This window comes from Enterococcus sp. DIV1067f (assembly GCF_050543505.1).
Classification (GTDB): domain Bacteria; phylum Bacillota; class Bacilli; order Lactobacillales; family Enterococcaceae; genus Enterococcus_D; species Enterococcus_D entomosocium.
This window is the reverse complement of the sequence record NZ_CP172940.1, coordinates 1,164,660-1,179,434: the sequence shown is the minus strand read 5'-3', so window position 1 is coordinate 1,179,434 and position 14,775 is coordinate 1,164,660. Positions and strand designations below refer to the sequence as shown.

The following is a 14,775-nucleotide window of genomic DNA, read 5'->3' as shown; positions in this document are numbered from 1 at the left end:
TACTGTAAGGAGGCGAAAAAAATGAATGATTTCAAAAACAAACGAGTGATTGTAACGGGGGCTGCTTCAGGGATTGGAAAAGCGGTGGCAGAACAATTTCTAGCACAGGGCGCACTTGTTGGGTTAATTGATCGCAACGAAGAAGAGCTGCAGGAGTTTCTTGCTGACTATCAAGCACAAGCCCATTATCGAGCTGTTGACGTCACTGAAGCGGATAAGCTGCAAGAAGCAATAAGTGGTCTTGTAGAAGAACTAGGCGGTCTCGATGTACTCCATGTCAATGCCGGCATCAACGGTACCTGGACACCGATCGAAGAGCTGACAGTGGCAGAATGGGATCAGACGATCAACACAAACTTACGTAGTACCTTTATTACCGTCAAAGCAGCCATTCCCTTTATGAAAACGAACGGTGGCAGCATTGTCATTACGAGTTCAGTCAATGGAAACCGCATCTTCAGCAATTTTGGTGCGACTGCTTACAGTACGTCTAAGGCAGGTCAAGTCGCCTTTACAAAAATGGCTGCGCTGGAACTTTCTGGTTATAATATTCGGGTCAATGCCATCTGCCCTGGGGCGATCGCGACGAATATCGATGCCAGCACAGAAATTGAAGAAGAGGTTGCTCGCGTTGAGATCCCCGTCAAATATCCAGAACGTTCTCGACCATTAAAGCAAGAAACAGGCGTGCCAGAACAAGTCGCCAACCTTGTGCTTTTTCTATCTTCAGAGGCTGCCGGCAATATTTCTGGAACGGAAGTCTATATTGATGGAGCAGAATCTTTGCTTTAATCCAACAAAAAAACGAAAAATCAAACCTGATCCCCTCACTTGTTTCATTGAAGCCCTTGAGATGGATCATTTCTTGATTTTTCGTTTTTTCGTTTGGGTTATTTTTCCACCAAAGCCGCGATTTCTTCTAGAAAAGCAGTCTTGCCATAAAAATCTGCATTTAGTAACTCTGGAAAAATGGCTTCAAAGAAATAAGTGACACACGGTCGATGCTGAAACTCTTTGACGGTTAAAACGGCCTCTCGAAACATTTCTTTGTATACTTTATCTGGGTTGCTTTTTGAGATCTCTTCAAAAGATTCATACAAAAGATCGATCTTATCCGCAATTGCTAATAGCTGCCCTTCAAGGCTGTTGTCTTTGCCATCCGCTAAGCGTCTGCGATACGTTGCTTGAAAGCTTCCTGGAATTTCTTCTTCGATGAAGGCATCGGTCATTTTTTCTTCAACGGTTGATAACATTGCCCGCAATTCTTTGTTCGCATATTTGACCGGCGTTTTGATATCACCGATGAAACGTTCAGTGTAATCATGATTCAAGGCTTTTTCGTAGAGAATTTGCCAATTGACTTGATTCCCCGCCTTTTCTTCGATATCAGCTAAGGTCTGGGCAATCATCGTTACTCGAAATGAATGAGCAGCTACACTGTGCTCAGTAAACTTAAAAAAACCTGGCGCTCGTTGGATCTTCTCTAAATTAGCCAATCCGAGAATAAATTCATTCAATCCCATAAATGTGCCTCCTTTTTTTAAGAGTATAACAACTCCTTTGTCTGCAAGCAACTATCTCGCGCACAAAAAAAGAGCAGCTAAGCTGCTCTTAAAAGGCATTCACTAATTATGCTTTGTTAACGTTAGTCGCTTGAGGGCCACGTTGTCCGTCTTCGATATCGAAAGTCACTGCTTGACCTTCTTCTAAAGTTTTGAACCCTTCGCCTTGGATAGCTGAGAAATGAACGAATACATCGTTACCGTTTTCTGCAGTGATGAATCCAAAACCTTTGTCTGAGTTAAACCATTTCACTGTACCTGTTTCCATAATAAAAATCCTCCTTGTGTTTATACACATATTTTGCAATTACTTGTATAAGGTGAAAATGTGGAAGATGTTTAAGATGAAACAAGCTACCATAATTTACCGTAACAAAAACTACACTTTGTATTATAGCACATTATCTTCATTATGACTAATAGAAAATCAAAAAAAATGAAAACGCCTTTATTTTTTTATAATTCGCAAAAAGGCTGCTGCATTAAAGATCTGCAACAGCCTTCTCTTTTTTGGAAACGATTTATTGGCTAACGACGCAACTGCGTTTAGTAGCGCAAAATCGCCGTCAAACTTTTTTCTCCAGGGGCATCTTTTTGTTCCAAGATAGATACCTCACCGCCGTTCTCTAAAACATCGATTGCCAGTGTATTTAACACTTGCCGCCGATCGTACTCTGTATCAGGATCTTCTCCAAAACCATCGGCGAGATTTGAGGTAGCCACAAACAGATTGGCGATCCGGCCTTCTTTGGCTGAAGGCACGATATCAACCAATTGGTCAATAAATTTTCGATCCAACAGCTTACCGTATTCCCCAACTTCTTTTTGTGTCAACTCTGCAATCAACTTATGCGTACACGTTTGGATCTCTTTCAAGGATAACGATGCTGGGGAAGAGGAAATACTTGGTTCTGCTTTGAAAAAGTTCGTTTTTGCCACTTTTTTAAACAGCGTTTGATTTTCTGGTAATGCAAACAGATACATTGGTAAATGCTCTTCATTTGAAAAATCATTCTTGAAAAATGCATCAACTGCTTGGTAGTAGTTGACGTGATCGATCTCGACTTCTTCATCTTTGGCACTAAAGCCGTGATAAGCAACGCCTTCTCCCCCTGAGTTAGGGCCACCTTGAGCACTGTAATTAAAGTTACCACCACCAGTGACTTCTTCCCCCAGCGCTTTTTCAATCGTCGTCGGTGCCTCTTCTGGCAACTCGACTTCACGCACTTGATTGTTTTCAACTTGATAGACTTGCATTGAATCGCGATTCAACGCTAAGAGATAAAATGGGTAATTAAATTGTGCATTTTTGATGACAGCTAATACATAAGGGGTTTCCCCTACGTAATATTGATCATCCACACGAATACTTAACCGATGGACCAGTACCTCTTCTGGGGTGATAATCACCGCCACACTTGTTGTACTGTTGCGCCAAAATGATTGATCTGCAAGCAGTTCATCAACTTTCGTTTGAAAAAGATCCCAAGAATGTTCTGGGTATTTCTTTTCAAAGCGGCGCTTCGCATCTTTGGCAAAGTTCTTAAATTTGATTTGATCCTTTTCGACATTCTGGTGGCCGACATGCGTATTGAGCATGATCGTGACAAATGGTCCTTTGATTCCGTCAGATATTACCTGCGATAAAAAACTTTTTCCAAATTTTCCCATTCCACATTACCTCCTGCTTAATCAAATACAAATAAAGTGTACCATGCTTATTTTCTTCCATAAAGTAAAACGATTGCACAATTTTATTTCCTCATTCGTTTTTCTGATGACTCACTATACCGACTATTCTTCAACGGATCTGTCAATGTGTTTCTGGTGGCCCATAGAAAGCCTCGCTTGGTCCAAGTCTGAATGGTCGGCTCTTTCAGCTCTTTTAGACTGTGTCCAACAGATTGGAAAAAGACTCGGCCCTTGCCCCATTTTTTGATCCACATCATTGGCAGTATGACTTCTTGGTTAGCTGCATTCGGATGATCTTTAGCGGCAAATGTTGAGGTAGCTAACACAGTGACGGCTGGATCAACCAGACAATAGTATTGCTCCGTCGTCAACTGAGGGATCGATTGCGTATTTGCCGTAATATAGTGATTTGTCTTAAGATCGATGCTATAGGTCGTTTCCAAGCCGCCAGGATGTGCCAAAAAACAGCCGCCAGTCAGAAACAACCAGCCTTTACTGGCTTGAAAAGCCGAAGCAAAGCCGCCATGAACTCCTGCTAATCCTACTCCTTCTGCTACAGCCTGAGTGACATTTTGCAGCGGCTCATCAGGCAATTCTCCACGCGTCCAATTCATGATCAACAGATCCAGCCTTTTTAATTCTTCTTTATGATAGAGAGGTTCAAAATCTGAGGCGAGTGTCACCTGATATCCTTCTGACTCCAGCAACGTTTGGTAAAACTGACTGGTTTCTTTTGGGGCGTGTCCTTCCCATCCTCCGTAAATGATCAATGCTTGTTTCATTTTGTGTTTCCTCCTTTCTTTCTAACTTAGCGAAAAAAACGCAAAAAGCGAAGCAGAACGATTCTTCGTTTTCCTTCGCTAGTAATTTTTTCTGATTTAACGATTAATTGAACGCCCGACACGATTGATCGTATGGCGCATGCCTCTAATTGCAACCGATGTTTCGAAAATATTTTCGGTCGGTGCCATACCGCCATAGCCGGCATCACCGATATGCTGCAGATCGACCCCACAGGTTTTGTTGATAATGGCTAATTGCCGCAACGTTTCTGGACGTGCGCTTTCTTGACTCGTTCCGATCGCTGACATCGTCAATAAGTCATATTGTTTGGCAATTTGAACAGCTTCAATCAGATCCTTTTCTAGAAAGCCTTGAATCGAGCCAACGGAAGGCAGTAACAAAATATCTGCCCCAGCTTCAGCGTAAGAAATGATGGCTTCTCGATCAACCACAGGCTCATCTGAGCCGGCACTGTGCATTTTTCCAGCGATGATCAACCCAGAGAAATGTTCTTTTGCCAATTTTACTGCTTTAGCGATTTCTCGGTTGGTCACACCTGTTCCAGGATTGCCTGTAAAGCAGAGAAAGTCCACCCCGAGTTCTTGGGCTTTTTTGATGGTGTCAACCGAACTTGTTCGGCCTTGACTGATGCTGATCTTTTCACTCATCATCTCCGTCGTAGCTGGGATCGGCTCAAGATTGATGCCGACAGGTCGTCCAATCAGTTGTTTTAGTTGAGGAATCGGGTTTTCAATCGGTTGTGTAGGATCAAGCAGCTGCTCCAATGTGATACCAGGCATCCCAAAAATAGCTGGACGATAACAATCAAACCCATTCAACAAAATTAAGTCAGCCCCAAAAGCTGCCGCGACTTCTGCGTTGGTGATATCGCCAGCTTGCGGCATGGTTTGAACCACCGTTTCACAGACGATTACTCGTCCTTCGCTCGCTTTAATGGATTGTTTCAATTCTTGCGCCGACATTTCTTTGATTTCACTATAGTTTGCACTTATCAATCGTTTGACCATGTTTTTCTTCCTTTCTTTTCCTTCTCATCTTGCGAGAAACACGAATAACAGGTAAAATATAGCTATTGTGTTCCCTTAGTTAAATGGATATAACAAGTCCCTCCTAAGGATTAGTTGCTGGTTCGATTCCGGCAGGGAACGTTTTTTGAAGAAAAAGATTCCTTATTTTTAAGGAATCTTTTTTTGTTAGAAAGTGAATGCGTCTGTGTCGATTTGCTTAGAAATAGTCTTCCAATAGTGGTTTTCCTGTTGGCAAGTTTTCCTGAATCAACACTGCAGCTTCCTGGTCCGTTTCCATTTGCTGGAAAAAGACCAGAGAATCGAGGGATTGTGCCTGCAAGAACAGCTGCACAAAACGCTGAATCGACAAGGTTGCTTTTGGCAGCTTGGTGGCCGCCGTTTTCGTGACTTGATGCTGAGCGTTTTCGATTGTCACTTCATAACACCCATTATTCCATGGGGCATATTCATCCCCTTGAATTTCTATGGCAAAACCGCCGGCTTTTTTCAATGTGAATGGATAACTTTTTAGAAACCCTTCCACATCGATGACGCGCGCCATCATGTCCGGGCGCACTTGGTAGTGAGCCAATGGTTTGGCCGCGTTTGCTTGTAGGACTTCCCCATCAAACCCTGGTCGATAGTTAATCTGTGCTACTGAATCTGCATGGGAGACGATAAACCGATTAAATCCTTGGTAAGCATTCGCAGTCAAATAGCCCCACTCTTGAATATCGAAACGTCCTCCCTCGATAAAGTAAATCAAGTAGCCTTCAGGGACCCCTGCTTCATTGCGATAAATCGCAAACGTATACGGTCGGCGCAAAACAAACTTGATTTCTTCCCACCAGGGTTGGCGAATCAGTCCGCCCTTTTGATGGCGCGGCAATTGATGATAAATCTCATGAATGATCGGCTGTGCTTCCTCCCAATTCATGCGTTGAATCGTTCCATTCACTTTCTTGCCATCGGGCCATTGATGCGCATCGACTTCATAAACCGTCCGTTCAAAAGTATACTCATACCCATATCTGCGATAAAAAGCAAAGGAGAAAGGTGCCAGATAGGAAAGAACGATTTTTTGTTCATAGCAGTCCTTAATGATTTGTTTCATGATCCGATCGATCCGACCTTGGCTGCGATACTCTGGATACGAAGCCACAAAACCGATCCCTGCCATCGGATAACTCGTTCCATGAAAGTTCACATCAAAAATCGTTGCCATGATTTGGCTCGCCAATTTTCCATTCCCATCGTAGGAACCATAATTCCAAGAATTTTCCGCAAGCTTGCGATAGCGCTTGATATTTGTTTCATTCAATTCCCACTGAAAGGCATAAGAAACCAAGTCCAGTACTTCTTGCGAACCAAATTCGGTCATTTTTTTGACATCTGTCATTCCTTCATCTCCTCTACTTGAAAACACGCAAGAAACGCAAAAAAGGCGTCAGTCGACCCCTTAATATGCTTCTTCCATCATACTCAACATTTTTTTAAATTGCTTGCGTTTGAAATATCCTAGAATCGTACCTAAGAGCATGTCATTTAATTGCTGAATCATGCCTTCAGAAGTCATTTTCTCTTCATAGTGCAAGGTGCAATGCGCGTCATCTATCGCTTCAATTTGATAGTGTACACGGAAGGTATTTTTTTTCGTCGCCGTTTGGAACGCATAGGCTTGATTCTTCTTGACTGTTTCAATCGTTATGGTGGCATTGCTATCTTTATAAAATTGTTTTAGATAACTATAGCCTTCTAATTGCTCTTCAGTAAGTGTTTGATCTGTCGCTTGTTTAATATCATGTAAAACGGAATCGATGATCGTTTTATATAAAAAGTCAGCGGGTACATTCATTTTTTTAGTGATTTCCATCTTGCGCCTCCTTGTCTTTCTTGTTGCGTTTGTGTCCAATTGAAGCCATGATTCCTCCAATAGCCATTAGAATGACTGACGTGATGAGATTCACCCAGTGGTATTCACCTGACTGCGCGTTAGCGCTATATATAAATAACATACTACCGATGCTTATAAAAAACAATCCATTTTTAAACATGATATCACCTCACTATTGACTAACGACGTTAAAGTATAGTACTCGACCCCAATCAGTATTTTTGATTGCGTCTTTGGCAAGTTTCGCTGCTTTTTCTTTGTCTTCTGCCGTTGTTTCAAAAATCAACTGAATCCCTTTTTTTTCTTTAAAGGTATACTTGATCTCACCTTCTGTCAGAGACTCAAGTAATGCTTTGATGTTGTCTTGTTGCATCGCGGAATTTACAATAATCATTTTTTCTCCTCCTAAAAAAGATAGCTAGATGGGTGAAGCCACCCATCTAGTTTATTTGATTAGTTCTCTTGGTCTGCTGGATTGATTTTGTTGGCAGCAATAATAAATGGTGCCCAGATCAATAAAGCTACAGCCAAATTAATAATTGTCAAGATGATCGCACGCCAGTCTCCACCGGTAGCTAAGAAGCCGCTTAGGATCGTTGGCATTACCCAAATCACATTTACCACAACTGGTGCAACTAACCCTAAAGTTGTTGCAAAGTAAGCAATCGTTGCTGTAACTAACGGTGCAACAATAAATGGAATGATAAACAATGGGTTTAACACGATTGGTAGACCAAACATTACTGGTTCATTGATATTGAACAACCCAGGTCCAATCCCTAGTTTACCAACTGTCTTATAGTCGGCACGTTTAGAGAATAGCAAGATTGCGATCAAGAGCATTAAAGTCACACCTGCTCCACCAGGCCAAACAAATGCTTCGAATGAACCTGCTACCCATTTATAAGGAACAGCTTCCCCTAATTGATAAGCATTAGTATTTTCAACCATTGCCACACCGTAGATCGATTGTAGAACAGGTCCCATGATATTTGTTCCATGTAATCCAAAGAACCACAAGACATGGACAAGTAAAACAATGATAAATACGGCAAAGTACCCTTGAGAGAGACCCAATAATGGTTTTTGGATCGATTCGGAGATCCAGTCAATTATCGGCATACCGACAAAGCGTTCAAATAGATAGTAAATCAAACCTGAAGCATATAGTCCGGCAATCCCAGGGATAATCGCTGCAAAGGCACGGGAAACTGCTGGTGGCACTGAATCTGGCATTTTGATAATAATATTTTTTTGCATCAATTTTGCAAAGATAATAACTGAAACGAAACCAAAGATGATTGCCGTGAACAATCCAGAGCCACCCATATAGGCGCTAAATGGGAAGTAGCCCCAGCCTGCAGCGCTGATCGTTGAACCATCTGCTGCAAATCCTGATGTAGCACTTGTACTGTTGATCATGTCTACCACGTTTGCTGGTAGTGCTTCTTCTAACGCTAAAGAAAGAGAAGCAGATTGTGGAATACCCATAATAAATGCTGCTAAAGAGACCAACGCACCTGATAGTGCATCAACATTGTAAGCCTTCGCTAAATTATAACCGAATGAAGCTGAGAAGATAACCGCCATAATTGCTAAGGTACCTGTCCAAACTAAACCATTGACTGCGATCACTGGCGTGAAAAATTTCGTAATTGCATTGTCCGCACCAAGATAAGTGTTTGGAAAATCACGCATGAAGGCGTTCAATAATACTGCAATTGCCCCAGCCATCGTTGCTGGCATCATTCCGATAAAAGCATCCCGCAAGGCAACCAAATGCTTTTGCGCACCAATCTTAGCTGCAACCGGGAGAATGTGTCTCTCCATCCAACTTGTTAATCCATCCATTCTTAATTCCTCCTATAAGTTCTATTCGTCAAAGAAGATTTTTTGATTCATCGACAATAACTACTTCTATCCGTTCAAAGATTATTCGTTATTTAGACGTCGATAGACATCAATGATTTCTTTCGCTAAATCGGTAAATGCGATTGATGTCATTAGGTGATCTTGTGAATGCACGGTCAACAATGTCACGGTCATATGATTGCCTTGCGCTTCTTGTGTCAACAATCCTGTTTGCGAATGATGCGCTTCCACAAGAGATGCTTCAGCATCTTTGATTTTTTGGTCAGCTAATTCGAAGTTCCCTTCTTTTGCTGCCGCGATTGCTTCCATTGCGTCACTTTTTGCATTACCACCATACATGATCAATCCCATAATGGCTTCCAAATTTTGCTCATCCATCTTTAAAAATCCTCCTTACACTTCGATCCTAAAAAATCTTAGTTCATTAATGTTTCTGCTTGTTGCAATACTTTTTCGCCGTTCATCATGCCATAGTCTGCCATGTTGATCACGTCCAAAGGAATGCCTTTTGGTGCTAATTTTTGTTCAAATTGTGATTTCATGAAACGTACTTGTGGTCCTAACAATAGAACATCGACTGGTTTTGACTCCAAATGTTGGTCGGCTTCTGAAGCTGAAACAGCAAAGATATCTGCTTCCATTCCTTTAGCTTCGGCTGCTTTTTGCATTTTTGTCACCAATAGACTGGTACTCATTCCTGCTGAACAAACCAGCATAATCGTTTTTTTCGCCATCGCGCATCTGCTCCTTTCTGTTGTAAGTTACACTTTACTATAAAGCAAAAAGCGTGCCAAAAAAAAATAAGTTCAGACCTTTATTTATCAATGGTCTGAACCAATTTCTCGTTTACACACTCGCAGTTTTTTCATTACACACTAAAATTGTGTGCGGATTCATCATAATTTTTGATTTTGTTTTCTAAAAACATTTGGGTTAAATAGGCGATCTCATCTTCAGAAAATTTGATTTGATAATTTTTTTCAATTTGTAATAAATGGGTTCGTAAAACATCCATTTCAATTCGGTACCGTTTTTGGAAAGTAGCTAAGTTGACGAAAGTACGGGAAGGCTCCTTCTTCAATAAACTTTCTACCAAAAAGGCTAAATGAATGACTAATCCTGCATCGACGGTTGGTTCTACAATCACATGCAATTGATTTTGAATCTGATGAACGATTCGTTGCAGGCTTTCGATCAGATGATAGACGGACCCAACATGAGTTATCGTATTTTCCAATGAACGCACGATCTTTTCGATCGGCACTTCATCTGAAGCGATTCGTTTTAGCACATTCAAGCGATTGTCATCAAAAACATCATAGGCGGAGAAAAACGGAATGTTTTGATAATCGATCTCGACGGTGCCGGCAATAGCTTTGATCTCATATTCTTCTAGCAAGCCGTCAATATGTTTTTTGAAGGTTTCTTTTTCAATAAATTGCATTTGGATGATCTCGACTTTTGATTGATCGACGACGGGATAAATTCGTTGATAAAGTTTGGCAGCGACACCTTCCCCAGTAAAGCAAGTAACGATGACTGCCTTTTTATTTCCTTTTGCTTCACGAACCGTACGGAACTGTTCTTGTACGATGGTTTCAAAAGAACGCTGAATGTTTTGGTAGATATCTTCTAAACTGCGCCCACTCTCTGCCATCCGCAAAGCTTCTAAAACAATCATCGTGCTGACCATCGAAATAGCTTTCGTACGAATCCCCGTCTCTTCGGAAATCAAATTCGCAAATGAATTGAGGGAGCCCATATCGGTTAAAAGCAATAAGCCATTGCTCATCTTCTCTTTGTTTTCATTGATATAATTCAACAGCTGGTCATACATTTGCCCGACTTCCATATCCAAAGACATATTCATTGCCTTGCCATAGTCGGTCTCCAGCAGCTCTTGGGCTGTCTCCAGCATACTGCTGGCAGTTGCCTTGCCATGCATCAAGACAATGATCTCGATTTTTTCAAGGGGCAATGGCGAAGGCTGTTTGACTTGAATCGCTAAAAACATACTGATAAAGCCTATTTCATCAAATGGGATCTCGACATGACGTTCCTCTTCAATGATCGTCGATAAATCCATTGCCACTTGAAATTCGGATTTTAAGTTTTTTCTAATCGTGTTCAAATCGGGATGAACGATCATATGTCCCTCTTTAACACGTTCCAGCGTACTTTGCAAATGCAACGCAAAGGCAAAACGGGCTTTTTCACTATAAGTTCGATCTAACCTCTGACCTGCCAAGTCATAAAGAACATTGGTCAGTTTCCAAATGTCTTCTGGAATCAACTCTTTATGAACAGGGTTTTGGATCAATTCTTCGACATATTTTTCAAAGTAGGCATCCACATCCTTAGAGATCAAGTTTTCTAAATCAACATTGGCTACACCGGTTTCAATCAGTGTGCTGACTTTTTCTTCGATCTCATTGTACACCTGCATATTCCGTTGCGGATCACGAGACCAGACAACATCTGGGTCGCCGGGTTCGAAACTCAGAAAGTCGCCTTTGCCATCTAAAAACCGATCCAAGCGTTCTGACATTTCTTTGATCTTCAACAGCCCTTTTTGAACTTGCAGTGAGCAATCGCCTTTTCGAATCAGGAGGTGTTTTTTCCCATAGGTCCGATAATGTAAGAATGCCTTCGCACAGACGAGTTTCAGGTCTCGCTTGATTTGACCGATGTTGCCTTCTGCATCATAGAGCATAAAGGCCAATATCGCATCTCGCTCGACATCGATCCGCTGATTTAGACGGGTCGCCTCTTGCTTGATAAACAAGGAAATGATTTCATACCGTTCATCTAGCGAACGACTTTCCACATTTGGCAAAGTAATAGCCATGGGAATTCGCCGATTGAAGGTCGTCAAAAAGGTTTCTGATGATTCAGTGGTGGCACCAATGATCTGCACGGCGGCTTCATGAACTTGGTTGCTTTCCCCTAATGGGCGGTAGATCCCTTTGTCAATGAAGGTAAAGAGCATTTCTTGGCCTTCTGGCGGCAGTCGATGGATCTCATCCAAGAACAATATACCGCCATCGGCTTTTGCCATAAGTCCTGGACTATCTTCTGCAGCACCTGTGTAGGCCCCTTTTTTGATGCCAAAGATGTGACCAAACAACAACTGCGGATTTTGTGCATAATCCGCACAATTAAACGATACGAAAGGAGCATCTTTTTCTAACATATTTGATTCAACCGCAAAGTGATACATACATTCGGCAAATAAGGATTTACCGGTACCTGTCTCTCCAAAAATAATGGTATGGAGTCCTCTAGGCGGATATAAAATTGCTGCTTTGGCTTGCTGGATACTTACTTTTAAAGAAGCTTGAACCCCAACAAGACTTTCAAAACTCACTTCAGAGGAAACATCCACATGCACCGTTTCTTCTAATGGCTCATAAACGACCGGACGGCCGGAACGTTTGCCGATTTTCTTTTCTTTATAAAGCTCACTGAGATAACGGCTTGCATTGCTGCGATCGATTTGTAAGATTTTAGCGACGTCAACTGCGGTCAACCCTTGCTTATGCAGTTCGATCGTTTGAAAAATCTCTTCTTTTCGCGAATTCATTCGATAGCCTCCTCATTTTTTTACACACTAATAATAAACAACGTTAATGGTAACACAAAAAGACGCTCAATGGCGTCTTTTTCCTTTGTCTTTTTGCTTTTTCGTCTTTTTCTTGGTCTTTTTAACAGGAGTGTGTAATTTTTCAGATGTTTTCTTGGAAATTTTCTGCACACTTACTATTTTCGTTTCTTTCTTGCTTTCCTTTTCGATAACAGGTGCTTCTGTGTGTAATTGTCCCCCATGCAGATAGACTTCCTTGAGTTCTATGAACAATTGATTCGCGATTTTTTTCAAATCCTTCAACGAATGGTCTTGAACGATCGTGACGACGGTTCCTTCTTTGCCCATTCGTCCAACACGTCCTGCCCGGTGCAGATAGGATTCTTTTTCTAACGGGACTTCCGTATTGATGACATAAGGCAAATCCACCACATCTAAGCCGCGAGAGGCGACATCGGTCGTCAATAATTCTACTAGTTTTCCTTGACGGAAGCTCTCCAGTGCGCCTTTTCGGGCAAGTTTGTTTTGGTCAGATGCTAATGATGCCACCGGCAAGCCGTGAAACAGCAGTTTTTCTTCTGCATTTCCCATTGCGCTTAATTCATTGAAGAAAACCAAGGCTTGAAAGTTTGGTAAATGAGCAAAGCGCCTTAAAGCATCCACGATTCGTCGTTGCGGATAATTCAAATAGTAGTGATGGATCACGCCTTTGCTCTGATCTTCTTGGGTAACATCAATGATCAGCGGCTCTTTTGTCACCAATGGTCGAATCTCATCAATCACTTCGTTAGCGGTTGCTGAAAAGAAACTACGCTGGATTTGTTTTGGCAATGTTTGATTGATCTTGGCAGCCAGTGTGAAGGCCCCTTCTTTCAATAATTGGTCAACCTCATCTAATACCAACGATTGCAACTGCTGGGTCTTGATTTTTTTTGCTTTGATCAATTCTAACACTCGGCCTGGGGTGCCAATCAAGACCTCGGGCTTGTCTTTCAGTTTTTCCACTTGGCGTTTTGTACTTGCGCCACCAATTAGCGGCAGAACGGTCAAACCAATGGCTTGGGCCCATTCCCGGGCCACTTCTGTGACTTGCATCGCTAATTCTTGTGAAGAAGTCAAAATCAGCAACTGATTACCTTGCTTTGCCTCGACTTTTGTTAACAGTGGCAAGAGGTACGCCAAAGTTTTACCAGAACCGGTCGGTGAGACTCCAATGACAGACTCACCATCTTTTAAAGGGCCAAAGGTTTTCTCTTGGATCAAGGACGGTGCGTGATACCCTGCCGCCTGCCATTTTTCTTGCCAGATGTCTGGCAATTGTGTCAATTCAAATACTGTCATAAATGTTCCATTCCTTATTTTTTATCTGCATCAAAAATGATGCCTGCTTGTTTACGCATAAGAGCGATGGTTTCATTGACACTGCGAGCAAGTTCCACCCATTCCTCATACCGTTGTCCTTGTTGGGGATCATTTTTGTTTTCGATGATGTCTGCAAAGTCTTGTGCTTCTTCGATCATCGGGTTTTCTAAAGCACTTACTGCTAATGCCTGGGTTTGTTTTGTTTTTCGCTCATAAAATGCGGCTTCTTCGATGGCATTGACGGCATTTAGGTCTAATGTACCGTCTTCAAAATAGATTTCTGAACGCAACTCTGAATCAGCGATTTTTCCTGTTTGGATTGTGACATCAAAGTCAGCATAGCGCAACACTGCAGTCCCGATACCATCTACACCAGTCGGTAATTTACGGGCAAAATAATGAACATCTTGCGGTTTGCCAAACCAAGCGACCGCCGCATAAATCGGATAGACGCCCAAATCCGCTAAGGCACCGCCAGAAAAATGTGGAGAAAAAATATTTGGTTCCTCCCCAGCTAGTACAGCGTCATAACGAGACGAATATTTCATATAAGAAAAGTTCGCCCCAAGAATGGCACCGCGTGTCGGTAAGAATTCGGCTACAGTAGAAAAACTTGCTTCATGGATGTTGCGAGCTGCTTCAAAGAATAATACCTGTTGCTGATTTGCCAATTCGATGATCTCCGCCATTTCCTCAGGCGTTGAAAAGGCTGGCTTCTCCACAATGACATTTTTTCCTGCTAAAATACCTTGCTTGGCTTGTTCAAAGTGCAAACTATTCGGAGACGCGATGTAGACCGTGTCCATATGAGCTAAGCCAAAAAAAGTGTCCAGATCGGTCGCATACTCGATGTCCCCATATTTTTCTCCAAAACGTTGTGCCGTTGCTAACTTTCTTGAGTATACGGCAACCAATTGATAGCGTTTGGTTTCGTGGGCTGCTTGTACAAATTGATCGGTGATCCAATTTGTGCCGATAATCCCTAAATGAATCATGTTT

15 protein-coding genes and 1 tRNA gene are annotated in these 14,775 nt (G+C 42.0%); 2 read left to right on the top strand and 14 right to left on the bottom strand.

Annotated features, from left to right (window positions below):
• Window positions 1-21: 21 nt before the first annotated feature.
• Complete coding sequence (locus IGJ42_RS05610) at window positions 22-792, top strand: SDR family oxidoreductase (RefSeq protein ID WP_008381149.1); 771 nt, start codon at window positions 22-24, stop codon at window positions 790-792.
• 98 nt (window positions 793-890) lie between these two features.
• Here the strand turns inward: IGJ42_RS05610 and IGJ42_RS05605 are convergent, their stop codons facing one another.
• From IGJ42_RS05605 to IGJ42_RS05585, 5 genes are all read right to left on the bottom strand, one after another.
• Complete coding sequence (locus tag IGJ42_RS05605; protein ID WP_008381147.1) at window positions 891-1,523, bottom strand: YfbR-like 5'-deoxynucleotidase; 633 nt, start codon at window positions 1,521-1,523, stop codon at window positions 891-893.
• A gap of 106 nt (window positions 1,524-1,629) precedes the next feature.
• A complete protein-coding gene (locus tag IGJ42_RS05600; RefSeq protein ID WP_003126918.1) occupies window positions 1,630-1,830 on the bottom strand; it encodes a cold-shock protein in 201 nt (66 codons plus the stop codon).
• A 278-nt stretch (window positions 1,831-2,108) separates the two neighbouring features.
• Window positions 2,109-3,233, bottom strand: a complete 1,125-nt coding sequence (locus IGJ42_RS05595) for a hypothetical protein (protein ID WP_086332212.1) — start codon at window positions 3,231-3,233, stop codon at window positions 2,109-2,111.
• Window positions 3,234-3,316: 83 nt separating this feature from the next.
• A complete protein-coding gene (locus IGJ42_RS05590) occupies window positions 3,317-4,036 on the bottom strand; it encodes a ThuA domain-containing protein (protein ID WP_430616002.1) in 720 nt (239 codons plus the stop codon).
• 96 nt (window positions 4,037-4,132) lie between these two features.
• Window positions 4,133-5,065: a PEP phosphonomutase gene (locus IGJ42_RS05585; RefSeq protein ID WP_074536761.1), complete on the bottom strand. Its 933-nt coding sequence runs from the start codon at window positions 5,063-5,065 to the stop codon at window positions 4,133-4,135.
• Between the two features lie 69 nt (window positions 5,066-5,134).
• On the opposite strand from IGJ42_RS05585, the gene IGJ42_RS05580 reads away from it, so the two are divergent.
• Window positions 5,135-5,206, top strand: a tRNA-Arg gene (locus tag IGJ42_RS05580).
• 76 nt (window positions 5,207-5,282) lie between these two features.
• On the opposite strand, the gene IGJ42_RS05575 is transcribed toward IGJ42_RS05580, so the two are convergent.
• From IGJ42_RS05575 to IGJ42_RS05535, 9 genes are all read right to left on the bottom strand, one after another.
• Entirely contained in the window at window positions 5,283-6,464 is a 1,182-nt protein-coding gene (locus tag IGJ42_RS05575; RefSeq protein WP_422705352.1) for a GNAT family N-acetyltransferase, read from the bottom strand.
• A 60-nt stretch (window positions 6,465-6,524) separates the two neighbouring features.
• On the bottom strand, window positions 6,525-6,938 hold the full coding sequence (locus IGJ42_RS05570; RefSeq protein ID WP_086317024.1) for a DUF3284 domain-containing protein: 414 nt from the start codon (window positions 6,936-6,938) through the stop codon (window positions 6,525-6,527).
• A 193-nt stretch (window positions 6,939-7,131) separates the two neighbouring features.
• A complete protein-coding gene (locus IGJ42_RS05565) occupies window positions 7,132-7,353 on the bottom strand; it encodes a hypothetical protein (RefSeq protein WP_005236947.1) in 222 nt (73 codons plus the stop codon).
• Window positions 7,354-7,412: 59 nt separating this feature from the next.
• Window positions 7,413-8,810: a PTS sugar transporter subunit IIC gene (locus IGJ42_RS05560; RefSeq protein WP_005236948.1), complete on the bottom strand. Its 1,398-nt coding sequence runs from the start codon at window positions 8,808-8,810 to the stop codon at window positions 7,413-7,415.
• 81 nt (window positions 8,811-8,891) lie between these two features.
• Window positions 8,892-9,209: a PTS lactose/cellobiose transporter subunit IIA gene (locus IGJ42_RS05555; protein ID WP_005236949.1), complete on the bottom strand. Its 318-nt coding sequence runs from the start codon at window positions 9,207-9,209 to the stop codon at window positions 8,892-8,894.
• Window positions 9,210-9,247: 38 nt separating this feature from the next.
• Window positions 9,248-9,565: a PTS sugar transporter subunit IIB gene (locus IGJ42_RS05550; protein WP_005229471.1), complete on the bottom strand. Its 318-nt coding sequence runs from the start codon at window positions 9,563-9,565 to the stop codon at window positions 9,248-9,250.
• Between the two features lie 134 nt (window positions 9,566-9,699).
• Entirely contained in the window at window positions 9,700-12,414 is a 2,715-nt protein-coding gene (locus tag IGJ42_RS05545) for a sigma 54-interacting transcriptional regulator (RefSeq protein ID WP_086332210.1), read from the bottom strand.
• Window positions 12,415-12,480: 66 nt separating this feature from the next.
• The gene (locus IGJ42_RS05540; protein ID WP_086332209.1) at window positions 12,481-13,755 is read right to left on the bottom strand and encodes a DEAD/DEAH box helicase; all 1,275 of its coding nucleotides are present in this window, start codon (window positions 13,753-13,755) and stop codon (window positions 12,481-12,483) included.
• Window positions 13,756-13,769: 14 nt separating this feature from the next.
• Entirely contained in the window at window positions 13,770-14,771 is a 1,002-nt protein-coding gene (locus IGJ42_RS05535) for a Gfo/Idh/MocA family protein (protein WP_008381134.1), read from the bottom strand.
• Window positions 14,772-14,775: the final 4 nt, after the last annotated feature.